Annotated in this window: 17 protein-coding genes and 2 pseudogenes; 9 read left to right on the top strand and 10 right to left on the bottom strand. The window is 69.8% G+C overall.

The genetic code is table 11. From position 1 onward, the window contains the following. Positions 1 to 62 precede the first annotated feature (62 nt). A complete protein-coding gene (locus tag M8H82_RS06960) occupies positions 63 to 3,050 on the bottom strand; it encodes a carbohydrate binding domain-containing protein (RefSeq protein ID WP_250071582.1) in 2,988 nt (995 codons plus the stop codon). 270 nt (positions 3,051 to 3,320) lie between these two features. Here M8H82_RS06960 and M8H82_RS06955 point away from each other — a divergent pair, with 270 nt between their 5' ends. The 6 genes from M8H82_RS06955 (at position 3,321) to M8H82_RS06930 (ending at position 9,461) form a co-directional block, all read left to right on the top strand. Continuing rightward, entirely contained in the window at positions 3,321 to 3,863 is a 543-nt protein-coding gene (locus M8H82_RS06955) for a GNAT family N-acetyltransferase (protein ID WP_250071581.1), read from the top strand. A gap of 81 nt (positions 3,864 to 3,944) precedes the next feature. Further along, the gene (locus M8H82_RS06950; protein WP_250071580.1) at positions 3,945 to 4,649 is read left to right on the top strand and encodes a VanZ family protein; all 705 of its coding nucleotides are present in this window, start codon (positions 3,945 to 3,947) and stop codon (positions 4,647 to 4,649) included. Between the two features lie 127 nt (positions 4,650 to 4,776). After that, positions 4,777 to 5,460, top strand: a complete 684-nt coding sequence (locus M8H82_RS06945; RefSeq protein WP_250071579.1) for a response regulator transcription factor — start codon at positions 4,777 to 4,779, stop codon at positions 5,458 to 5,460. Then, entirely contained in the window at positions 5,453 to 6,532 is a 1,080-nt protein-coding gene (locus M8H82_RS06940) for a HAMP domain-containing sensor histidine kinase (protein ID WP_250071578.1), read from the top strand. Before M8H82_RS06945 ends, M8H82_RS06940 begins: the two co-directional genes overlap by 8 nt. Before the next feature lie 175 nt (positions 6,533 to 6,707). Beyond that, the gene (locus tag M8H82_RS06935) at positions 6,708 to 7,724 is read left to right on the top strand and encodes a LacI family DNA-binding transcriptional regulator (RefSeq protein ID WP_250071577.1); all 1,017 of its coding nucleotides are present in this window, start codon (positions 6,708 to 6,710) and stop codon (positions 7,722 to 7,724) included. A gap of 234 nt (positions 7,725 to 7,958) precedes the next feature. Beyond that, a complete protein-coding gene (locus M8H82_RS06930; RefSeq protein WP_250071576.1) occupies positions 7,959 to 9,461 on the top strand; it encodes a glycoside hydrolase family 43 protein in 1,503 nt (500 codons plus the stop codon). A gap of 49 nt (positions 9,462 to 9,510) precedes the next feature. Here the strand turns inward: M8H82_RS06930 and M8H82_RS36735 are convergent. From M8H82_RS36735 to M8H82_RS06910, 5 genes and pseudogenes are all read right to left on the bottom strand, one after another. Then, positions 9,511 to 9,948 (bottom strand): annotated as a pseudogene (locus M8H82_RS36735) (AbfB domain-containing protein); the annotation flags it as partial. Between the two features lie 60 nt (positions 9,949 to 10,008). Then, positions 10,009 to 12,303, bottom strand: a pseudogene (locus M8H82_RS06925) (AbfB domain-containing protein); the annotation flags it as partial. Positions 12,304 to 12,466: 163 nt separating this feature from the next. Then, entirely contained in the window at positions 12,467 to 15,748 is a 3,282-nt protein-coding gene (locus tag M8H82_RS06920) for a LamG-like jellyroll fold domain-containing protein (protein WP_250071574.1), read from the bottom strand. A gap of 222 nt (positions 15,749 to 15,970) precedes the next feature. Further along, a complete protein-coding gene (locus M8H82_RS06915) occupies positions 15,971 to 16,537 on the bottom strand; it encodes a hypothetical protein (protein WP_250071573.1) in 567 nt (188 codons plus the stop codon). A 32-nt stretch (positions 16,538 to 16,569) separates the two neighbouring features. After that, on the bottom strand, positions 16,570 to 17,016 hold the full coding sequence (locus M8H82_RS06910) for a hypothetical protein (protein WP_250071572.1): 447 nt from the start codon (positions 17,014 to 17,016) through the stop codon (positions 16,570 to 16,572). Positions 17,017 to 17,202: 186 nt separating this feature from the next. Here M8H82_RS06910 and M8H82_RS06905 point away from each other — a divergent pair, with 186 nt between their 5' ends. Continuing rightward, entirely contained in the window at positions 17,203 to 17,862 is a 660-nt protein-coding gene (locus M8H82_RS06905) for a hypothetical protein (protein ID WP_250071571.1), read from the top strand. Positions 17,863 to 17,891: 29 nt separating this feature from the next. On the opposite strand, the gene M8H82_RS06900 is transcribed toward M8H82_RS06905, so the two are convergent. Continuing rightward, positions 17,892 to 18,359 carry a helix-turn-helix domain-containing protein gene (locus M8H82_RS06900; RefSeq protein WP_250071570.1) on the bottom strand — a complete coding sequence of 156 codons (468 nt, stop codon included), beginning with the start codon at positions 18,357 to 18,359 and terminating at the stop codon, positions 17,892 to 17,894. Between the two features lie 90 nt (positions 18,360 to 18,449). Between M8H82_RS06900 and M8H82_RS06895 the strand changes: the two genes are divergently transcribed. Then, positions 18,450 to 18,950, top strand: coding sequence for a PaaI family thioesterase (locus tag M8H82_RS06895; protein WP_250071569.1), 501 nt, complete (start codon positions 18,450 to 18,452; stop codon positions 18,948 to 18,950). Between the two features lie 227 nt (positions 18,951 to 19,177). After that, complete coding sequence (locus M8H82_RS06890) at positions 19,178 to 20,356, top strand: Cmx/CmrA family chloramphenicol efflux MFS transporter (RefSeq protein ID WP_250071568.1); 1,179 nt, start codon at positions 19,178 to 19,180, stop codon at positions 20,354 to 20,356. A gap of 26 nt (positions 20,357 to 20,382) precedes the next feature. Here M8H82_RS06890 and M8H82_RS06885 read toward each other — a convergent pair whose 3' ends face one another. The 3 genes from M8H82_RS06885 to M8H82_RS06875 all read right to left on the bottom strand — a co-directional run bounded on the left by M8H82_RS06885 (position 20,383) and on the right by M8H82_RS06875 (position 21,719). After that, positions 20,383 to 20,652 (bottom strand): hypothetical protein, encoded by a 270-nt coding sequence (locus M8H82_RS06885; protein WP_250071567.1) that lies wholly within the window; start codon positions 20,650 to 20,652, stop codon positions 20,383 to 20,385. A 121-nt stretch (positions 20,653 to 20,773) separates the two neighbouring features. Further along, positions 20,774 to 21,061 carry a DUF4190 domain-containing protein gene (locus M8H82_RS06880; RefSeq protein WP_250071566.1) on the bottom strand — a complete coding sequence of 96 codons (288 nt, stop codon included), beginning with the start codon at positions 21,059 to 21,061 and terminating at the stop codon, positions 20,774 to 20,776. A gap of 223 nt (positions 21,062 to 21,284) precedes the next feature. Then, positions 21,285 to 21,719: a DUF2267 domain-containing protein gene (locus tag M8H82_RS06875; RefSeq protein ID WP_284048607.1), complete on the bottom strand. Its 435-nt coding sequence runs from the start codon at positions 21,717 to 21,719 to the stop codon at positions 21,285 to 21,287. Positions 21,720 to 21,772: the final 53 nt, after the last annotated feature.

The following is a 21,772-nucleotide window of genomic DNA, read 5'->3' as shown; positions in this document are numbered from 1 at the left end:
TGGAGGGGGTCCACCCGGCACCCACGGTGCTTGTCGACTCCTTTACTTCAGGTACGGATCCTTTACTTCAGGTAAGGGCCGGCGGTGCCGATCTGCCCGGGTCCGTTGAGGACGTAGGCGCGCAGGTTGCCCTTGCCGGGCGCGGCGACGGTGAGGGTGCCGGCGGTGACCTGGCGGACGTCGCCGGTGACGGCATCCACGTAGCGGCCGTTGGGGATGCCGGTGAAGGTGGCTCCGCCGGTGACGGTGACCAGGACGAAGCTGTCCGTGGCGCCGCTGGTCCAGCGGCGCTTGAAGGCCATGCCGCCCGAGATGCCCTCGGTGGAGTACTGGCCCGTCTGGAGGGCGGGGATCGCCCGGCGGATCTGGTTGAGCCGCTGCACATGCTTGACCAGGGGTTTGTCCAGGGTCGCGGCGACGGCGCCGGTGGCGGACTCCACCTTCGAGAAGTCGCCGGCCTTGATCTCGCCCGCGATGTGGTCGCCGAAGTAGGCGCGGCCGGTGGTGGCGAGGGGGCAACTGGGGCCGCAGTCGATCTTCTTGCCGGCCTGGAACTCGACCTCGGACCCGTAATACAGGGTGGGGATGCCGCGGAAGGTCCACATCAGGGACATGTTCTCGGCCCAGGCGTCCGTGCCGCCGGTGTAGCGCTCGCTGGACTTGTTGGGGCCGTAGTCATGGCTGTCGACGTAGACGACGTTGTACGTGGCGTCGTTGTAACTGTCGTCGGAGTCCTTGCCGTTGGAGAAGGCGTTGTGCGCGTCGCCGAAGTTCATGTGCATCCGCATGTCGATGACATGCATGCCGGAGAACTTCGAGTGGTCCGGGGTGTGGTAGCTGTTGCCCTGGAGGAAGGCGTTGGTGGAGGTGGGCTGGCTGCCGGTGCCCAACTGCTGTTCGTGGTCGTACATTTCCAGCGCGGCCTTGGCGTCGTCGGCGGCGTACTCCTTGCGTTCCTTCCAGGTGTAGAACTGCGCGGAGTGGTTGACCGAGCCCCGGTTCCACTTGTCGTTGACGAAGGCGGCGACCTCGCCGAAGACGAAGAAGTTCCGGGCGGCCTCGGCTCCGAATCGCTGGGTGACGCGCTCCTGGATGGCGGGCAGGAAGCGGCGGTTCCAGGTGGTGCGAGGGATGTGGACGGCGGTGTCGACGCGGAAGCCGTCGACGCCCATGTCGATGTACTTGTCGTAGGCGCCGATCAGGTAGTTCTGCACGGCCGCGTTCTCGGTGTTGAAGTCGGCGAGGTCCTCGTGCAGCCAGCACGAACGGGAGTCCTCTCCCTCCCAGTTGCCGATCCAGCACTGGTGGTAGAGCGCCTGGGGGAACATGCCGGACGTGGGGCTGGGCCACTGGCAGTTGTAGAGGGTGTAGCCCTCGGGGCTCTTGCCGCCGGTCGGCCTGCCCCAGTTGACGCAGGTGTTGCCGGACGGCTCAGCGGTCGACCACAGGTCGCCGTTGTAGAAGGACTTGCCGCTCTTGGTCTCGACGGTCAGGCCGTCGTACTCGAAGCCGTCGTTGCGCTCGTCGTAGTACCAGCTCCACTGCGTGTCACGCACGCCGTAGACGGTCGGCGTGAAGAGTCCCTTGGCTCCCCAGCGGGAGGAGTGGTTGTAGACGACGTCCTGGTAGATCTTCATGCCCTTGGCATGGGCCGCGTTGATCAGGTCCTGATAGGAGGCTCCGGCGGATTCCAGTCGGCGGTCGACCTTGTAGAAGTCGTAGCCGTGGTAGCCGTGGTAGTCGTAGTCGGAGCGATTGAGTACGACCGGGGTGATCCAGACCGCGGAGAAGCCGAGCGCCTTGATGTAGTCCAGTTTCTGGACCAGGCCCTTGAAGTCGCCGCGGAACATGGGGTCCTGGTTGGCGGCGTTGCCCGACTTCACGTGCTGGCTGCCGCCGCGGTTGTTGGCGCTGTCGCCGTCGTTGAAGCGGGCCGTGAGGACGAAGTAGATGGGGTCCTTGCGCGGGTCGGTGCCGAGCGGCGTGCCGGGCGCCGGTCCCGCGGGCTTCTCGCCGGTGGTGACCCGTGCGGAGGCGGAGGCGGCGGAGACGTTGCCGGCCGCGTCCACGGCTTTGACGGTGTAGGTGTAGCCGGTCCTCTCCTCCAGCCCTGTGTCGGTGAGGACGGTGGAGGTCACGTCCGTGACGGTCGTGCCGGTGCCTCCGCCCGTCCGGGTGACCTGGTACTTGGCAACGCCCTTGTTGTCGGTCGAGGGCTCCCAGGTCAGGACGACGGAGACGCCGTCCGCGCTCGCGCTCACGCCGGTGGGCGCGGTGGGTGCCTCGGTGTCGGGCGGCTGCGTGGCGCACGGGTCGGCGGCGTCCTTGACGACGGCGCGGTTCTTCACCGTGCTGGTGCCGGCCGGGATGGTGTAGTCGGCGCCGTTGTTGTTGTCCCAGGTGCCGTTGCCGTTGTTGAAGGCGGCCTTCAAGGACGTGGCGGAGCCCAGGGCGAGAGTCTGCTTCCACCACCCGGTGCAGGCGGCCCGCATGCCGATGCCGGGGACGGTGGTCCAGGTTCCGCCCGCGGGCTGGTAGTGGATGTTCGCCGTGGACCAGCCCAGGGCCTCGGTCGAGTAGTAGACGGTGGCGGTGTGGTCGGACGGGGGCTCCGTGCCGCCGCAGGGGTCGGAATGGGCGACGACCCCGTCCTTGACGGTGATGTTCCCGGTGCCCAGCGCGTAGTTGGCGCCACCGTTGTTGTCCCAGGTGCCGCTGCCGTTGGTGAAGGTGGCCTGCAGACCGGCCGCGGAGCCCAGGTCCACCGTCTTCTTGACCCAGTCCGTGCAGGCCGCCTCCATGGCCACGCCCGGGACCGTCGTCCAGGCGCCGCCGTCCGGGGCGTAGTGCAGGCGGTACTGGGACCAGTTCCTGGTCTTCGTGTAGTAGAAGACCGTCGCCGTGCCGGCCGCTGCCGGGACAGCTTCCGCGACCGGTTCCGCGGACGGAGTGCCGGTCCGGGGCACGGCCTGCACCAGGCTGAGCAGTGTGCCCGATATCAACAACGCCGTCAGCGGCAGTCTCAGCCGCCGGGCGGGACTTCGTTCCATGGGACTCCCTCGAAGGCGGACCGCGCCAGGGCGGGCAGGGCAAGGTGTGGGGTGCCGAAGGCGCCGTCGCAAGGACTGCCGGAAAGTTGCTGCAAGCGATTTCGAGGCTGGAAGTTACCGCCGCATGAAGGCGCCGTAAAGAGAGTCAACGGCCCTTTCGCAGCAACCCGGTTGGGCCGTCCGGATGCCGCCCAGCCGGGGTCGGCATCCGGACGGAGCGGGGTCGCTAATCGGTTGCCGCGGGATGAGTGGGTCGGATAGGAAGCCCACATGCTGACGGGTGGACAAGTCGGGCTCAGGGCCCGGCACGAGGACGACATCCCGGTCCTGCGGACCGAGCTCTTCGACGACGTGGCCAACTCCGCGCGGGCCGACCCCAAGCCGTGGCGGCCGGTCTCGCCCGGCTCGAAGGACCCGCGGCTCGTGGTGGACGACAAGGAACAGGGGCGCGTCCCCTTCTCCGTGGTGGAGCTGGAGGGCGGCACCCTGGCCGGCATCGCGGCGCTCTGGGGCATCGACACCCACAACCGGTCGGCGCACATAGGGCTGGGGCTGCTGCCCTCCTGCCGCGGCAGGGGTTACGGCACCGATGTGGTCGCGGTGCTGTGCCACTACGGCTTCGTCGTGCGCGGCCTGCACCGGCTGCAGATCGAGACGCTGTCGGACAACACCCCGATGCTGCGCGCCGCCGAACGCAACGGCTTCGTCCGCGAGGGCGTGCTGCGCTCCTCGGCCTGGGTGATGGGTGAGTTCCTCGACGGGGTGCTGCTCGGTCTGCTCGCCGAGGACTGGAAGCCGGGTACGCAGGGCTGACGGCGCCGGGGGAGCTGCGTATCGCGGGCGTATCGAAAAGCACATACGCCACCGCAACCGCCCGCCCTCTCCAATGGGGGCATGGACTCCACCGCATCCGTGACCACTCCCGCCCGACGCACGCGCGGGATCGTGCTCGCCTGCCTGGCCGTGCTCGGCGCGGCGAGCGTCCTGTTCCTCCTGCGGCGGCCGCTCATGATGGCCGCCCCGACCTGCATGGCCAGGCGGTGGCACGGCTGCTACGACACGTTCAACGGTGTGGTGCTCATGACGCTGGTCACCGTGCCCCTGGCCGTGCTGGTGGCGTGGGTCCTGGCGCGTCGTCGGCGTGCCGCCGGTGTCGTGCCGGCGTGGCGGAGGTCGCTGGCCGAGGTGGGCATGGTGCACGGGACCGTGCCGTTCGTGTGGCTGACCATGATGCCGGGCGGCGAGCCCGGGACCGCGCCCGCCCGGGTGAGCCTGGTGCCCCTGCGGGACCTGGTCACGATGGGGCCGCTCGGGATCGCCGGCAATCTCCTGGTCTTCGCGGCGCTCGGATTCTTCGCCCCGATGCGGTTCGCGGCGCTGGCGTCCGTGCCGCGGATCCTGGCCCTGGGGGCGGGCTGCTCGGTCCTGGTGGAGAGCGCACAGTACCTCCTGCGCCTCGACCGGGTGTCCTCCGTGGACGACGTCCTCGTCAACGCGGCCGGCGCCGCGCTGGCCGGGCTGGTGTCGCGCCGCTGGTGGCGCACCACGGGCGAGACGGCGCCGGACCAGCCGCGCCTCGAGCCGGCGGCGGCACGGTGAGCCGCGTGCCGTGCCACCAGCCGGAGCGTGGCGTACGACGGTCTCCCGGACGAGGCCGGCCACCCTCCGCGGCGGGGCCGGGGCCGCGCATACGCCGTCGATATGCCGCGCTGCTTAGGCTGCTGACATGCGCGTACTGATCGTGGAGGACGAGCCGTACCTCGCCGAGGCCGTCCGTGACGGTCTGCGGCTGGAGGCCATCGCCGCCGACATCGCCGGTGACGGTGACTCCGCCCTGGAACTGCTCAGCGTCAACTCCTACGACCTCGCGGTCCTCGACCGCGACATCCCCGGCCCCTCCGGCGACGAGGTCGCCCGGCGCATCGTCGCCTCCGGCAGCGGCATCCCGATCCTCATGCTCACCGCCGCCTACCGCATCGACGACAAGGCGTCCGGGTTCGAGCTCGGTGCCGACGACTACCTCACCAAGCCGTTCGAGCTCAGGGAACTCGTCCTGCGGCTGAGGGCGCTCGACCGCAGGCGCGCCTACGCCCGGCCCCCGGTCCGTGAGATCGCGGGCCTGCGGCTGGACCCCTTCCGCCGGGAGGTCTTCCGTGACGGACGCTATGTCGCGCTCACCCGCAAGCAATTCGCGGTACTGGAAGTCCTCGTCGCCGCCGAAGGGGGAGTCGTCAGCTCCGAGGAGCTCCTGGAGCGGGCCTGGGACGAGAACGCCGATCCCCTCACCAACGCCGTCCGCATCACCGTCTCCGCGCTGCGCAAACGGCTCGGCGAGCCGTGGGTCATCGCCACGGTGCCGGGGGTCGGCTACCGCATCGACACCGACCGCCCCGGCCGTACGGATGCCTAGAAGCCCAGGGCTCAGCGTCCGGCTGAAACTCACCCTCAGCTATGCGGGGTTCCTCGCCGTCGCCGGTGCGCTGCTGCTGGCCGTGGTGTGGTGGTTCCTGCTGCGTTACGTCCCCGACAACTCCCAGGGGCTGCTCGGAGTCTCGCCCAACCGCTATCTCCTGGTGCGCACCTTCGCCCCCGCCGCCGCCTGGGCGATGGCCTTCTTGCTCGTGTTCGGCCTCGTCGGTGGGTGGATCCTCGCCGGGCGGATGCTCGCCCCGCTGACCCACATCACGGCCGCGACCCGGCTGGCCGGAAACGGCTCACTGTCCCACCGGATCCGCCTGGCGGGCCGGCAGGACGAATTCCGTGAACTCGCCGACGCCTTCGACACCATGCTCGACCGGCTCGAGTCGCACGTCGCCGAGCAGCGGAGGTTCGCCGCGAACGCCTCCCACGAGCTGCGCACCCCGCTGGCCATCTCGCAGACACTCCTCGACGTGGCCCGCAGGGACCCCACCCGGGACCGCGGTGAGGTCATCGAACGCCTCCAGGCCGTCAACACGCGCGCGATCGACCTCACCGAGGCCCTTCTGCTGCTCAGCCGCAGCGACCGCGGGAACATCGTCCGGGCGAGCGTCGACCTCTCCCTGGTCGCCGAAGAGGCCGCCGAGACCCTGCTTCCCCTCGCCGAGCAGCGCGGCATTACACTCGACGTCACCGGCGCGGCGGCCCCCACCAGCGGCTCCGCGGAACTCCTGCTGCGGATGGCGACGAACCTCGTCCAGAACGCCGTCGTCCACAACCTCCCCGCCGGCGGCACGGTGACGGTCCACACCGAGGCACGGGACGGCGCGAGCGTGCTGCGGGTCGAGAACACGGGCCATCCGATTCCCCCGGAACTGGTGCCGACCCTCACCGAGCCCTTCCAGCGCGGAACGGAACGCGCACGCACCGACGAGCACGCCGGGGTCGGGCTCGGCCTCGCCATCGTGCAGAGCATCGTCCGCGCCCACGACGGCACCCTCCACCTCGCTGCCCGCCCCACCGGTGGCCTGCTCGTCACCGTCCGGCTGCCGGGCATGCCATAGGCGTCGGCCCGTTCCCGGGCGGCCGCCGATCCTTTACCTTGTCACCCTGGAGAACACGCCTGTATAACGTTGTAAAAGTCTGTAAAAGTACGTACGGGAACTCGGCCCACGGCCCACGGTGACGACCCCGTACCCGCACCGGCCACACCGGCCGGGACGCTGCGAAGGGATTGCCGTGCGGGTCAGCCTCAAGGACGTTGCCGCGCACGCGGGGGTCTCGATCAAGACCGTCTCCAACGTGGTGAACAACTACCAGCACGTCACACCGGCCATGCGCGAACGCGTCCAGCGGTCCATCGACGCGCTCGGCTACCGGCCCAACCTCACCGCCCGGCATCTGCGCAAAGGACGCACGGGCATCATCGCGCTCGCCCTGCCCGAACTCGGCAACCCCTACTTCGCCGAACTCGCCGCCGCCGTCATCGACGCCGCCGCGGCCCACGACTACATCGTCCTGCTCGACCACACCGGCGGCCGGCGCGAGCAGGAAGTCCTGGTCAGCCAGGGCTTCCGGGCAAGGGTCATCGACGGTCTCATCCTCAGCCCCATCGAGCTGGAGGCCGAGGACCTGCGCGACCAGTCCGAGCCCGTCCCGCTGGTGCTGCTCGGCGAACGGGACTACGACCTGCCCTACGACCACATCGCCATCGACAACGTGGCGGCCGCCCGCGCCGCGGTGCGCCACCTCCTGGACCTGGGGCGGCGGGAGGTGGCGTTCATCGGTGCGCGGCGCGGTCGCAGCGAACCGGCCCAACTGCGCGTGCGGGGCTGGCGGGAGGAACTCTCCGCCGCCGGACTGCCCGCCGACGACGCGCTGGTGGCGGCCACCGACGGCTGGGGCCACGCGGACGGGGCGGCGGCCATGGCGCGCATCCTGGACTCCGGCCGGTGCCCGGACGCGGTCTTCGCCTACAACGACCCGATGGCCATCGGCGCGATGCGGGTCCTGCACGAACGCGGGCTGCGGGTGCCCGAGGACATCGCGCTCGTCGGCTTCGACGACGTGGTCGAGGGGCGGTTCGGCGCGGTGACGCTCACCTCGGTGTCACCGGACAAGGAGGCCATCGGCCGGCTGGCGGTGGAGTCGGTGCTGGCCCGGCTCGGCGACGGGCCGCCGCCCGAGCCGCGCCGGGTGTGGGCGGACTACCGCCTGGTGCGGCGGGAAAGCACGCTGGGGCGCTCGCAGGGGTGAGCCGGGGCCCGTCGCCGCCGGCCTCTTGCCCGGGCGCCGTGGGCGAAGGCGTGTGCACAGGGGGTTTACAGCATCCTTCCAACGATGTAAGAACCTCGTGGCTGGGTCGCAGACGGCACCTGATGTGACGAGCCCCGGACGCGGCAGCCGTGCCTCCCCCCGGCCGCCGCGTCCGGTCCCGGCCATGCGCAGCCCGCAGCGACATGCGGTCCCCCCACTCTCGGAGGTCCAGCCATGACCACACGATCGACCGGGTTCCTCGCCAAGTCCTGTGCCTCGCTGCTCGTCGGCGGGCTCCTCGCGATGCTCTCGCCCTCCACCGCCGTCGCCGCCCCCGTGTACGGCACGTCCGAGGCGGGCAACCCCTTCGTCGACGGCTGGTACGCCGATCCCGACACCGAGATCTACGACGGGCGCTACTGGGTCTACCCGACCACCTCCAAGAGCTACTCCGAGCAGACGTACCTCGACGCGTTCTCCTCCACCGACCTGGTCAACTGGACCAAGCACCCGAACGTGCTGTCCACGGCGAACGTCTCCTGGGCCAAGTACGCCCTGTGGGCCCCGGCGCCGGTGAAACGCAACGGCAAGTACTACCTGTACTTCGCCGCCAACGACATCCAGAGCAACTCCCAGCTCGGCGGCATCGGCGTCGCCGTCGCGGACAAGCCCGAGGGCCCCTACAAGGACGCGCTCGGCCGACCGCTGATCTCGCAGTTCCACAACGGCGCCCAGCCCATCGACCAGGACGTCTTCATCGACGACGACGGCCAGGCGTACATGTACTACGGCGGCTGGCACCACGCCAACGTGGTCAAGCTCAACCCGGACATGACGAGCCTCGGCACCTTCGCCGACGGGACGACCTACAAGGAGATCACCCCGGAGAACTACACCGAGGGCTCCTTCATGTTCAAACGCAACGGCAGGTACTACCTGATGTGGTCCGAGGGCGGCTGGACCGGCCCGGACTACTCGGTGTCGTACGCCATGTCCGACTCGCCCACCGGCCCCTTCCGCAAACTCGACAAGGTCCTCGCCCAGGACCCCGCCGTCGCCCGGGGATCCGGCCACCACTCCGTCGTCAACGTCCCCGGCACCGACGTCTGGTACATCGTCTATCACCGCCGCCCGCTCAGCGAGACCGACGGTAACCACCGCCAACTCGCCTATGACCGCCTGTACTTCAACGCCGACGGAACCATCCGCCGGGTGCAGATGCAGGTGAAGGACAACTTCGCCGACGGCAACGCGCTGGGCTGGAGGACCTACGGCGGAACCTGGTCGGCCGGTGACGGGCGCTACCGCGTGAACCAGTCTCTGGGCAGCAAGGCACTGCTCGACACGAACTTCGCCGACTTCACCCAGGACGCCGACGTCACGCTCACCTCGGGCGGCGGCGACGCCGGCCTGACCTTCCGGGTGACCCGGCCGTCGGTCGGCTGGGACAGCTATTCGGGCTACTACGCCGGGATCAGCCCCAGCGGCAAGGTGGTCCTGGGCCGGGCGAACGACAACTGGACCGAGCTGGGCAGCGCCCGGATGCCGATCGCCCCCGGCTCGACCCACCGGCTGCGCGTCACGGCCGTCGGTTCCTCGATCAACGTGTACGTCGACGACATGACGACGCCAAGGATCTCCGTCACCGACGGCACCTACCGCAGCGGCGCGAACGGAGTCCGAGTCTTCGACGCCGCCGCCTCCTTCGACAACGTGGCGGTGGGCCCGGCGCAGTGACCAACTGCTCCCCGAGCGGCCCGATGCCCCTCGGGGAGTCACGGGTCGATCAGGGCGCCCACGGTGCCGCGAGGTCCCAACTGCTGTCGGCGGTCAGGGTCTGCGGACGGTCGAAGACGTCACCGCTGCCGTTGCCGGAGGCGATGTACACCTGCGAGGCGTGATGCCGCAGGAACGAACCGGGGATGTTGATCGACTCGAAGGTGACACCCGTCCCGCCGATCCCCGGGCGGGCGCAGAACGTGGCGTCCTGACGGAACAGCGCCGAGCCGTCGTCGGGCGAGTTGCGCACCCGGCTGGCAGCGTGCCGCAGGAACTGGCCCGGATAGTTCACCGACTCGAACGAGTAGCAGGAGGAGTCGGCGAGCCCGCGCCGCACGGTGTACGTCGCGTCCTGCTTGAGCAGCGCGCTGCTGCCCGCGTCGACGATGTCGGTGCGGGCGAGGCTGTCGGCGTGCCTCAGGTAGCGGTTGGTGTGGCCCCAGGTGGTCACCCGCAGCGACCGCCGTACGTCGGTGGGCAGCAGTGCGGAACTGCGCCACAGGGCCGGGTCGCCGGTGTTCCAGGTGGCGTCGGCGGCGAAGGAGGCGGAGGTGTCCCAGGCGTTGGGGCCGCCGCTGCGGGCGAGGTACACGTTGTCCGCGTAGTGCCTCAGGTAGTGGCCGGGGTGGTTGAGCGACTCGAAGGACGTGCCGCCCGCGGCGAGGCCGGCCCGGCTGCACCAAGTGGCGTCCGCGGTGAACGGGCCGCCGGTGTCCGCGTCGATGCGTACCCGGCTATTGGCGTGGCGCAGATAGCGTCCGGGCTGGTTGACCGACTCGAAGGAGTAGCAGCGCGGGTCGGCCAGTCCGGTGACCGTGCGGAAGGAGGCGTCCTGGCGGGCGCCGTCACCGGAGGCGGTGCTGAGCACGTCGGTGCGGACCAGGGAGTCGGCGTGCCGCAGGTAGCGGTCGGTGAAGCCCGGCGTGGTCACCTTGAAGGAGCGGACGTGCCCGAGGGTGAGTGGGACCGGGGCGTTGAGGTTGCGTGAGGCGCGGATGAGTGCGCCGTGGGCCGAGCGCAACTGCCCGGTGTCGACCTTCTGCACCTGCCGGTCGTAGGTGAACAGTCCGTTGTACTCGCCTTCGACGTCGGTGATCTCGGTGTAGACGTAGGCGGACAGGCCCTTGGTGGTCATGAGCTGCTGTGCGTCGCGGACCATGCCGGTGTAGCGGTCGTTCAGCTGCTCGCGGCTCGAGACCTGCTCGTAGGCGAAGAACTGGCCGTTGGGGCTGTACTCGTGGCCCGGGGTGCGCAGACCGATGCCGCCGAACTCGCCCAGCACGGAGATCCGGGTGGCCGACGGGCGTGGGGCGTCCGGGCCGGTGTAGACGTGCCAGTCGATGATGTCACCGGTGCCGGGGTCGCCCCTGGAGGCACAGCAGTTGAAGCCGCTGTGCGGGTTCATCAGCCGGGTCGGGTCGTAGTTCTCCAGGTCGGTGGTGACGCGCCGGGTGGCGGCGAGGTCCCACTCGCCCCAGCCCTCGTTGAACGGGACGTAGGTGACCACGGCCGGGGAGAAGCGGTGCTCGTCGATGATCTCGCGGGCCTCGGTCTCGAACTGCGCGATCTGTGCCGGGGTGCGGCTCTGGTCGGACGCGGGCGTGGAGGGGATGTCCTGCCACACCAGCAGCCCGAGCCGGTCGGCGTGGTAGTACCAGCGCGCGGGCTCTGCCTTGATGTGCTTGCGCACCATGTTGAAGCCCAGGTCCTTGTGCTTCTGCACGTCGAAGGCGAGGGCCGCGTCGGTGGGCGCGGTGTACAGGCCGTCCGGCCAGAACCCCTGGTCGAGGGTGCCGATCTGGAAGACGAAATCGCCGTTCAGGGTGGGGCGCATGACCCCGTTGAGCATCTTCTTGCCGATCTCGCGCATGCCGAAGTAGCCGGTGACCCGGTCGACCGGGTTGCCGGCGGCATCGCGCAGGGTGACCCGCAGGTCGTACAGGAAGGGGTCGTCGGGTGACCAGCGGCGTGCATTCGGTACGGGCACGGAGAACTCGGTGAAGCCGCCGGTCGAGCTGCCCACCACCTGGGAGCCCGACATCGCCTCGGCCAGGACGCTGTGGCCGCCGACGTTCCCGCGGGTGAACACGCGGACGCGGGCGGTGTTGTCCGAGAGGTTCGGCACGATGTCCACGGAGTAGATCGAGGACGCGGGGGTGGGCTCCATCCACACCGTCTGCCAGATGCCGGAGGAGGGGGTGTAGAAGATGCCGCCGGGGTTGTTCACCTGCTTGCCCACCGGCTGCTTCTCGCCCCGCCCGTCGGTGGGGTCGTAGACGCGGACGATCAGTTCGTTCGTGCCGCCGTTCAGCTGCGGGGTGATGTCGGCCTCGAAGCGGTCGTAGCCGCCCTTGTGGGTGGTGACCTGGGTGCCGTTGACCCACACCGTGGCCTCGTAGTCGACGGCGCCGAAGTGCAGTTGGACCCGTTGGCCGACCCAGCTCTGCGGGACCGTGAAGGTGCGCTTGTAGAACATCAGGTCGCGGTTGTCGTTGCGCATGATGCCGGACAGCGCCGACTCCACCGGATAGGGCACCAGGATGCGTTCGGGCAGGGTCTGGCCGACCGGGGGAGCGGCGTTGCGGTTGACGTTGCCCGAGCTGTCGGTGGGCGGGTTGAGGAACTGCCACTCCCCGTTGAGGGACTGCCAGTCCGGTCTGGTCAGCTGCGGCCGGGGATAGTCCGGCAGGGGATTGCTGGTGGACACCTGACCGGTCCACGGGGTGGTCAGCGGTGGTGTCTTGGGGGTGATGGCGGCGTTGGCGGTGGTGGTGCCGGAGACGAGTAAGCCTCCGGTCATCGTCAACAGGGCCGCCAGGCAGGCAATGATGCGGCGCATCGAACTCCTCCAGGGCGGAGTGAGCGAGGGGGGTGCGAAGGCGAGTGGGAGACCCCGCCGGGGGGTTCCGGTGGCAGGAGGTGGCCTCTTGCCACCGGAACCGTTTCCTGTGCGCTGCTGCCGGTCAGGGCTTCTCGTCGGCGTAGAGGCCGCCCACCTCCTCGGCTGTCAGTGCCTTGTCGAAGGCGTGGACCTCGTCGACCGCGCCGTTCCAGAAGTCGACCTGCGAGCCGTCCCAGTGCGCGCGGCCCACGGTCAGCGGGCCGGTGCTCGGGAGGGCGGCGCCGCCGGTGGCGGTCGCCGCGAGCGTGCCGTCGACGTACAGGCGGATCTCGTTGCCGGTGGCGTCGCGGACGCCGACGAGGTGGTACCAGCGGCCCGTCTCCAGGGCGGTGGGCGCCTGGGCGCGGCGTTCGCCGGGTGTGCTGAAGGCGAAGGCGCCGCGCCCGTACTGGAGGTAGAAGGAGTTGGCGGTGGCGCGGGAGTCCTGGCTGACCGCGGTGGCGTAGTTGCCGGGGAGTTGGTCGAGCCGGACCCAGGCCGCCACGGAGTAGCTGCCGGTGGTGTCGAGCACCGGTCCGGCGGTCGCGGCGTACTGCTTCTGGCCGTCGAACTGCAGCGCGCTGCCGCTGACGCCGGAAGTCCAGGAGGCGCCCTCGCGCAAGGTGAGGGGCCGGTCGGCGGGGCCCTGGTCCTGGGCGGTGGGGCCGGTGTTCTCGTCCAGACTCCAGTGCCCGCCGCCGGTCAGCGGCTTCTGCGAGCCCGCGGAGGCGCCCGCGGCGATCACCTTGCGGTTGACGTCCCGCACCCGGGCCGGGTCCACCTTGATCTCACGACGGTCGTACGTGTACAGGCCGTTGAGCTCGTTCTCCAGGTCGGTGATCTGCGTGTACACCGATCCGGAGAGCTCCGCGCCGGCCTGCGCGAGATAGAACTGCTCGGTGTTATCGACGTACTTGCGGGTCAGCTCCTCCTTGGTGGTGACACCGCTGTAGATCACGGTCGGGGCGCCGGGCCACATGTGTCCCGGGGTGCGCAGGGTGAAGCCGCCGTGCTCGCCGTCCATGGCGGCCCGCTCCTCGTCGGGGAAGGCGGGGTCGGTGTTGTTGTAGTCGTGGTGGTCGATGATGTGGCCCTTGCCCGAATCACCCTTGGAATTGCAGCAGTTGACCCCGCTGTGGGCGTTCACGACCCGGGACGGGTCGGCGGCCTCGACGGACTCGGCGATGCGGCCGGTCTCCTCGCGGCTCCACTCGCCCCAGCCCTCGTTGAAGACGATCCAGCCGACGACGGACGGCGAGTCATGGTGCTGCCGCATCATTTCCCGGCCCTGGTCGACGAAGGCCCTCTGGCCCGTCTCGTCGGTGATGTTGCCGGAGACGAAGTCCTGCCAGACCAGCAGGCCGAGCCGGTCAGCGTGGTAGAACCAGCGGTCCGGTTCCACCTTGATGTGCTTGCGGACGGCGTTGAAGCCGAGCCTCTTGTGCGCCTTGAGGTCGAAGGCGAGGGCCTCGTCGCTGGGCGCGGTGTACAGACCGTCCGGCCAGAAGCCCTGGTCGAGGGTGGCGAGGGAGAAGACGGGCTTGCCGTTGAGGACGAGCTTGCTGAAGCCGCCGACCTTCTCGATGCCGACCTCGCGCATGCCGAAGTAGCTGCCGACCCGGTCGGTGGACCTGCCGTCGGTGAGCTTGACGTCGAGGTCGTAGAGGTAGGGGTCGTCCGGGCTCCACAGGTGCTGTCCGGCCACGGGCAGGGTGAGTCGCTCGTCGGCCGGTCCGCTGACCCGGCCGACGACCGTGCCGCGGGCGTCGCGGGCCACGGCCTCCACACGGGCGGTGGGGGAGGCGTCGTCGGAGTCGACCGTCAGGGCGAGGGTGCCGGTGTCGATGTCGGGGGTGGTGATGATGTCGTCGATGGACGCGGGTGCGACGGGTTCCATCCAGACGGTCTGCCAGATGCCGGACGTCTGGGTGTAGAAGATGCCGCCGGGGTTCGTGGACTGCTTGCCCATGGGCTGGTTCGCGCCGCCCGTGTCGGTGACCGCGACGACGATCTCCTGCGGGCCGGTGCCCTTGAGCGCGTCGGTGATGTCGGCGCTGAAGGCGGTGTAGCCGCCGGTGTGTTCGGCGACCTCGGTGCCGTTGACGTACACGCGGGCCCGGTAGTCCACGGCGCCGAAGTGGAGCTTCAGCCGGTTGGCGCGGCTGCCGGTGCCGACCTTCCAGTCCCGGGGGACGTCGACGAGCCTGCGGTAGAACATGTGGTCCTCGTGCCGCTCGAGACCCGACAGCTGGGACTCCACGGGGAACGGCACGATGATCTTCTCGTCGAGGCGTTTGCCGAAGACCGGCTCCTCGCCCTCCTCGGCGGCGCTGAACTGCCAGGGCCCGTTGAGGTTCTTCCAGGCGGACCGCACCTGCTGCGGGCGCGGGTACTCGGGCAGCGGATGCTGCTTGTCGAGCTTGTCCCCCCACGGTGTGGTGAGCCGGTGCGCGGAGGCGTTCTCGGCGTAGCGGATGAGCTTCGGCACGCTCTCGCCGCCGACGGTGAGGCCGCCCTGTCCGTCGTAGGAGACCCGGACCAGTTGGTTCTTCTGGATCGGTTCGGTCAGCGTGACCAGCAGGGAGGTGTGGTCGCCCGGGTAGGGCGCGACCGATCCGATGGGCATGGCGGTGGTGTCCGCCTCGATCCTGAGGTGGTCCTCGACCGCCTGTAGTCCGCCCACGCGGCCGTCGAAGCGCAGGCGCAGGCGCTTGCCGTCCGCGGCGACGGACGGTTCGACCGGGTAGACCTCGAAGCCGTCCGGCGGGGTGAACGCCGACATCGGCACGAGCTGTCTGGGCAGGGTCGGTGTCGACCAGCGCAGAAACATGTTGGCTCCGCCGGTGTCCTGGAACATCTCCAGGCGGAAGTCGTGCGGCTCCCCGGCGGTCAACCGGACGGGAGCGCTGGTCTGTTCGCGGTCCCAGTCGCCCACCCAGTGGTCGATGACGGGCTCGTCGTCGATGTAGAGGCGGAAGCCGTTGTCGCCGATGGCGTGGAAGGTGTAGTCGCCGGTGGCGGGCGCGGTCAACTCTCCCGTCCACCGGGCGGTGGTGTGTTCCGTCCGCCCGGTCAACTCCTCGAAGGTGCTGGTCAGTCCGGAGAAGTTGATCTGAGGGTCCAGGAGGGTGCCGCCCAGCTCGGCGAAGTCGCGGGCGCCGGGCGCCGACATGCTGAAGTACTCGCCCTTCAGGCCGTGCGTCTGGACGGCGGCCTGAGCGGCCCGGGGTGCCGACACGCTGCTCGGCTGCTCGGCGGCCGTCGCGGTGGGCACCAGGCCCACCGGGGTCAGGGTGAGGGCGGCCGCCGCGAGCAGCGCCCACCATCTGGCTCGGGTCCGGGTACGGGTGCGGTGTGGTGTCATCGAACCTTTCCTCTGCGCAGAGGCCCTGACCGGACGGGGGCGCCGGAGCCAGGGCCTTTTCAACGTTGGAAATCGGGTGACAGCGGTATGACAGCACGGCCTCCCACAGCTGTCTAGACCTCTCGCACCCCTGGGGTTGACTTCCCGTCACATGACCCGACGCCGGACCCGGCGCCGGGGCGTCACCCCCCGGCCCGGCCTGTAATGAGCCCTTGCCCGGGCTCAGCGCTGCTTGTCGACGTCCTTCACCGACGTCGGTCCCAACTGCTTGGCGCTCGCGTACTCCGGCATCGTCATGGGCTTGTCGAAGAGGAAGAAGGACTGGTTCGTGCCGATCGTGAACTCCATGTACGCACCCGTCGTGGCGTCGAAGCCGTAGTACGCGTTGCACGTGGAGCCCGACGAGTAGGTGCCGTCCATGCCGGGCTGCGGGAGGACCGCGATACCGTCGGAGGAGGACTCCACGCGCTCGGTGGGAGTGAGCATCTTGCAGCGCGGCACCGGAAGGCCCTTCATGATGAAGTACCCGTACTCGCCCTTGGCGTTCTGTATGTAGACATACGAGAGCTTGCCCCGCTTGCCCCACGTCTTGATCCACTGGTTGATCGCTTCACGGGTGGGCGAGTACTCCATGCGGCCCGCCGGCTGCTGGGCCACGAGGTGGTCGTAGTTCTCCTGCTTGGCCTTGTTCTCCTTGTCCTGACTGGAGTCGTCGGTGCAGGAGGTGAGGGTGAGGCCCATGACGAGCGCGACGACGCCGACCAGGACCGTGCGTGCGATGTTCTTCATGCCGTGCTGTCCTCTTCCCGGAGTGGTGGGGATCAGTGGGCGCATGTCGTGCGCTCCGCTCCGACGTCCAGCCGGTACGGCAGGTCCTTGTCGCGGAAGGGCGCGCGGTGCTCCTGCGCGGCCTTCGCGTTGTAGTCGTTGACGGACTCGATCCGCGTGGCCTTGAGGGCGGTGACCGACTGGTCGATCTGCGTCGCCCGTGCCTGCGTCGCGGTCTTCCGCTCCTCCTGGAGCGCCTGAATCGTTCCTTCGGCGTTCTGTACGGCCGCGCACAGATCGAAGAAGGTCTCGTACGTGGTCTGGCGGAACTCGCCGGACGCCACCGTGTTCTCGCGCTTGTCCGCCTCCCCGCGGAACGGTGCCGTGATCCACCCCGCGCCGCCGAAGGCGAACACCCCGGTCACGCACAGCACCGCCAGGCCGATGACCCCGCTGACGGTCCACGCACCAAAACGTGCCGCCTCGCGTAACTGCCCCATGGCTCCCCCTTCACCGGGCGGCTCCGTGGCGCGGAACCACACTTGCGAAGGAGGACACGGCGGCCGGGGGATCGGTTCCGGGAGCGGCTTCTTCTCGCGGATGCCAGGCACGGCCGGCTTTTTCGGCGGTCGGTGCCCTGCGAAAACCCTTCGAGGACACCCTGCCTGACCTGCCACCCTGGTGCGATGCTGCTCAAGCTGACCGGTTCCAGCTGTTCGGGCAAGACCACGCTCGCCTACTCCGCAGGTGAGCGGCTGGGGCGGCTTGCCGTGCACGACTTCGATGAATGCGGCGTACCCGCAGGCGCCGATCGCCGGTGGCGCAACCGCATGACCGAGATGTGGGTGCGCCGTGCGCTGGAGTACCAGGATCGCGGAGTCGACCTCCTGCTGACCGGGCAGTCCCCGCTGGGAGAGGTCCTGGCCACTCCCTCCGCCCCCTTGCTGGAGGGAATCGCGGTGTGCCTGGTCGACGTGACCGACGAACTCCGGTGCGGCAGGCTCACCGTGCGCGACGCGGGCCGTTGGGACGCTCCGGCGGTTGACGCCTTCCTCCGCTGGGCCGCCTGGCACCGTGAGCACGCCAGGGATCCCCGACACCGGCCCGAGGTCATCATCAACGACAGCTGGTCCCGTATGGCCTGGCACCGTTGGACCGGGTGGAAGGCCGATGACCGGCGATGGTGCACCCACCTGATCGACAACACGGACCAGCCTGTCGCGGAATCCGTGGATCAGGTTGAGCGATGGGTGACCGAACAGCGCGACGCGCTCCGATGCGGCCGTCTCCCCCTGTCGCGGGGCTGGGCGGCTCCGCCGGTTGTCCACACCGACCACGACTCGTGATCCACTTGTACGACAGGCCTTGGCCGGCGCTACGCCCTGCGTCGCGCCCCGGGCCCCGGCTTGGCGGAGACCTCGCGGGGTGACAGGGCGGCGTGCTCCTCCGCGCACTCGACGACGACGCGCACAGGGGCGCCGCAGTCGGCGTGGCGCAGGTCCAGGACGGGGCCCTCGGGATCAGGGGCGTACGTCTCGCCCCACTGGCGCAGCGCGACGAGCACGGGCCACAGGTCCCACCCCTTGCGGGTCAGCCGGTACTCGTTGCGGGAGCGGCTGCCGGGTTCCTGGTAGGGCACGGTCGTCAGGATGCCGGCCGCGGTCAGCTTGCGCAGCCGGTCGCTCAGGACCGCTTCGGACAGGCCGATATGGCGCCGGAAGTCGTCGAACCGGCGTACGCCGTTGGCGGCGTCCCGGAGGATCAGCAGCGTCCACTTCTCGCCGACCAGGTCGAGTGTGCACTGGACGGGACAGTTCTCCGTACTGACCTCAAGCCACTCCATGCCCACATGCTAGCGCTGGCTTCACCTTTGACAGCCAGGCGAGCACCCGGCTAGCTTCAGCTGACGAAGTCAGCGGAGAGGACACGGGGCATGGGACGCACACGTACGTACGAGTGGCAGGACCCCTCGATCACAGCCGCCGCCGTCGGTCACGCCTCCGGGCTGGACCTGCTGCGGGAGATGCTGGCGGGCCGACTGCCCGCGCCGCCCATCGCCGGGACCCTCGACTTCACGCTCGACGAGGTGGACGAGGGCAGAGCGGTGTTCTCGATGACACCGGGCGAGGAGCACTACAACCCGATCGGCAGTGTGCACGGCGGTGTCTACGCCACCCTGCTCGACTCGGCGGCGGGCTGCGCCGTGCAGTCCACGCTGCCGCCGGGCATGGGGTACACCTCGCTCGATCTGACCGTGAAGTTCCTCAAGCGGATCACGGTGGACACCGGGACCGTCCGGGCCATCGGCACGATCGTCAGCCGAGGCCGGCAGACCGCGCTCGCGGAGGTTAGGCTCCTCGACACGAAGGACCGCCTCCTGGCCCACGCCACGAGCAGCTGCATGCTCTTCCCGGTGCCCAACTCGGCGACCTGAGAGGCGTACCGCCGAAACCCGGATGCCGTGCGAGGCGGTGCCCGGGTAGCGTGCGGGACATGTCGAGTCCTGAGTCAGACGAGTCGGGGGCTTTCGGTCACGCCGTCAGCCCCCTGAACCACTGAACTCATAACCGTCGTACCGCTGTGCGCGACGAGTGTGCTCCGGGGGCCGACCGCGGTGACGAGACGACCCTCTCGTGCTTCTCCTCACCTCGGAGCCACTCGATGCCTCTCCCGCTGTACCTGCTCGCCATGGCCGTCTTCGCCATGGGCACCTCGGAGTTCATGCTCGCCGGTCTGGTCCCGGACATCGCCGCGGATCTCGACGTCACCGTGGCAACGGCCGGCACGCTCACCTCCGCCTACGCGATCGGCATGATCGTCGGCGCCCCTCTCGTAGCCGCGTCGGCCCGCAACTGGCCCCGCCGCTCCAGCCTTCTGGGGTTCGTCCTCGCCTTCGCCGCCGCTCACGCCGTGGGCGCCTGCACCACGAGCTTTCCGGTCCTGTTCGCCGCCCGGGTCCTCGCCGCGATCGCCAACGCGGGGTTCCTCGCCGTCGCCCTGACGGCCGCCGCCTCGCTGGTCCCGCCGGACAAGAAGGGACGCGCGCTGGCCGTGCTGCTGTCGGGCACGACGGTGGCGACGATCGCCGGGGTCCCCGGCGGGTCGCTCCTCGGCACGCTGCTCGACTGGCGGGCGACGTTCTGGGCGGTAGCCGTGCTCTGCCTGCCCGCGGCGCTCGGCGTCCACCGGGGCATCCCCGCGGGACGGCCGGAGGAAGCCTCGACGCCCGCGCCGGCCCTGCGAGCGGAACTCGCCCAACTCACCGGCCCGCGCCTGCTTCTGGTGATGCTGCTCGGCGCACTGGTGAACGCGGCCACGTTCGCGAGCTTCACCTTCCTCGCGCCCGTGGTGACCGGGACCGCCGGGCTGGGGGAGCTGTGGGTCTCCGTCGTCCTGGTGCTGTTCGGCGCCGGTTCCTTCGTCGGGCTCTCGGTCGCCGGCCGCCTCTCCGACCGGCGTCCCGGCCTGGTGATCACAGCCGGGGGACCGCTGCTGCTCCTCGGCTGGCCCGCCCTGGCGCTGCTGGCCCACGACCCGGTAGCCCTGTGCACCCTCGTGTTCCTCCAGGGCGCGCTGTCCTTCGCGTTGGGCGGCACCCTGATCACACGGGTCCTCTACGAGGCCGCCACGGCCCCCACCATGGCAGGCGCGTACGCGACGGCAGCGCTCAACGCCGGCGCCGCCACCGGCCCCCTCGTCGCCGCGACCACCCTGGGCACCGCGGCCGGACACCTCGGACCACTGTGGGCGAGCGGCGTTCTCGTCGCGATCGCACTGCTCATCGCGCTGCCCCTGCACGGCATGGTCACGACGGACCGAACCGCAGACATGGTCCGCTGACGCCTGCCGACACTGCGGATGAGAAGTCAGCCCGCCGACGAATGCCGGCCCAGCACGAGAGCGACCAGGAGGCCGGCCAGCAGGCCCCATGCGACCGCGCTGGGGCCGAAACGGGCCCAGCTCAGGCCGCCCACGACCAGAGCCGTCAACGAGCCGCCGGTCCAGGCGCCCTTGTCGGTGACCCAGGCCCACTCCCGGCGAGCGCTGCCGGATTGCCGCATCTCCAGCACGGCGGACCTGACGACCAGAGCGGCGATGATGACTGCCACGGTCGTGGCCGAAGCCGACGGATCCACGAGCCGCCTCCTCCGCTGCAGAGTGGGTGCATGAACTGTAGTGGTACCCGGACACGCGCCCGGGGCGGGCCCGGACCGTGAGTCCGTGCCCGCCCCGGGCGGATGTCTGTCGGGTCGGCTGTCAGCCGCCCACGTACCAACTGAACCCGCCGTTGTTGGCAGCGACGATCAGGAGCACGATCCAGAGGACCACGTCGACTATGCCGAGGATGATGCCGGCCTTCGCCATCCCCGCGCCGTTCTTGACCGATGCCTGGCGCCGGGCGACGGCACCGAAGATGATGGCCAAGGGGCCCAGGACGATGTTCAGGAAGAACAGCCCGACGATGCCGCAGCACAGACTCGCGATCGCCAGACCATTGGTGCGTGAGGCAGAAGACGCGGCCGAGGAACTGCCGTAACTCGCCATTAGACACTCCCGGTTGTCGGTTGCACGGACCGAACGGGCCGCACACTCCCTACTGTTTGGCTGCTTTCCCGAATGCCCCTTCGAAGCGTTGTCATGTCTGAAATTTCATGCCTCGGCCGAAGAGGGGGCAGCGCCCGGCGTCCGCACCGAGCGGCCCAGGATGACGGCCGCAGGGCCTCCGGCTGACGCCGAAGGCCCTGCATCGCACGGTCGCTCGTGTGCTTCAGGCGGCCTGGGTGAGTTCCGCGCGGCCGAACAACAGGGCGTATCCGGCGGGGAGTTGGTCCAGGATGCGGGTGAGCAGGTCGTTGCCGGCCAGGGCCGCGACGGCGGTGAGGACGGAGCCCGTGTCCCAGCGGGTGGTGGCCAGGCCGGCGCCGGCGCGGGCGGCGAGGTCCTTGACGAAGGCCCAGCCGGTCAGCGGCTGGGTGTCGGGGACCTGGGCGGTGAGGATGCGGGCGGCTTCCACGGGGAGGCAGGCGGCCAGTTCGACGCGTTCGTCACCCGTCAGCTGCCGCCCCAGCCCCCCGAGGACCAGGCGTACGGCTTCCTCGGCGCGCTCGCGGGTGGGATAGGCGCCTTCGTAGCGGACCTTCTCCAGCAGCTGCTCGTATGCCGTCCCGTAAGGCTGCTGGAGCGGTGCGCGCCGGTCGGACATCACTGCGGTCGTTGCCTTTCTCTTTACGGAGTGGTGGTGCCGGTCCCTGTCGG

The organism is Streptomyces sp. YS415 (assembly GCF_023544665.1).
Taxonomy (GTDB): domain Bacteria; phylum Actinomycetota; class Actinomycetes; order Streptomycetales; family Streptomycetaceae; genus Streptomyces.
This window is presented reverse-complemented; position numbering and strand designations above follow the sequence as displayed.

Excerpts from the sequence above, each read along its gene's own strand:
- M8H82_RS06950 (WP_250071580.1), top strand. The coding sequence starts at position 3,945 with ATGGACTCCACCGCATCCGTGACCACTCCCGCCCGACGCACGCGCGGG.
- M8H82_RS06930 (WP_250071576.1), top strand. The coding sequence starts at position 7,959 with ATGACCACACGATCGACCGGGTTCCTCGCCAAGTCCTGTGCCTCGCTG.
- M8H82_RS06910 (WP_250071572.1), bottom strand. The coding sequence starts at position 17,016 with ATGGGGCAGTTACGCGAGGCGGCACGTTTTGGTGCGTGGACCGTCAGC.
- M8H82_RS06890 (WP_250071568.1), top strand. The coding sequence starts at position 19,178 with ATGCCTCTCCCGCTGTACCTGCTCGCCATGGCCGTCTTCGCCATGGGC.
- M8H82_RS06955 (WP_250071581.1), top strand. The coding sequence starts at position 3,321 with ATGCTGACGGGTGGACAAGTCGGGCTCAGGGCCCGGCACGAGGACGAC.
- M8H82_RS06920 (WP_250071574.1), bottom strand. The coding sequence starts at position 15,748 with ATGACACCACACCGCACCCGTACCCGGACCCGAGCCAGATGGTGGGCG.
- M8H82_RS06915 (WP_250071573.1), bottom strand. The coding sequence starts at position 16,537 with ATGAAGAACATCGCACGCACGGTCCTGGTCGGCGTCGTCGCGCTCGTC.
- M8H82_RS06960 (WP_250071582.1), bottom strand. The coding sequence starts at position 3,050 with ATGGAACGAAGTCCCGCCCGGCGGCTGAGACTGCCGCTGACGGCGTTG.
- M8H82_RS06940 (WP_250071578.1), top strand. The coding sequence starts at position 5,453 with ATGCCTAGAAGCCCAGGGCTCAGCGTCCGGCTGAAACTCACCCTCAGC.
- M8H82_RS06945 (WP_250071579.1), top strand. The coding sequence starts at position 4,777 with ATGCGCGTACTGATCGTGGAGGACGAGCCGTACCTCGCCGAGGCCGTC.
- M8H82_RS06905 (WP_250071571.1), top strand. The coding sequence starts at position 17,203 with ATGCTGCTCAAGCTGACCGGTTCCAGCTGTTCGGGCAAGACCACGCTC.
- M8H82_RS06900 (WP_250071570.1), bottom strand. The coding sequence starts at position 18,359 with ATGGAGTGGCTTGAGGTCAGTACGGAGAACTGTCCCGTCCAGTGCACA.
- M8H82_RS06875 (WP_284048607.1), bottom strand. The coding sequence starts at position 21,719 with ATGTCCGACCGGCGCGCACCGCTCCAGCAGCCTTACGGGACGGCATAC.
- M8H82_RS06895 (WP_250071569.1), top strand. The coding sequence starts at position 18,450 with ATGGGACGCACACGTACGTACGAGTGGCAGGACCCCTCGATCACAGCC.
- M8H82_RS06880 (WP_250071566.1), bottom strand. The coding sequence starts at position 21,061 with ATGGCGAGTTACGGCAGTTCCTCGGCCGCGTCTTCTGCCTCACGCACC.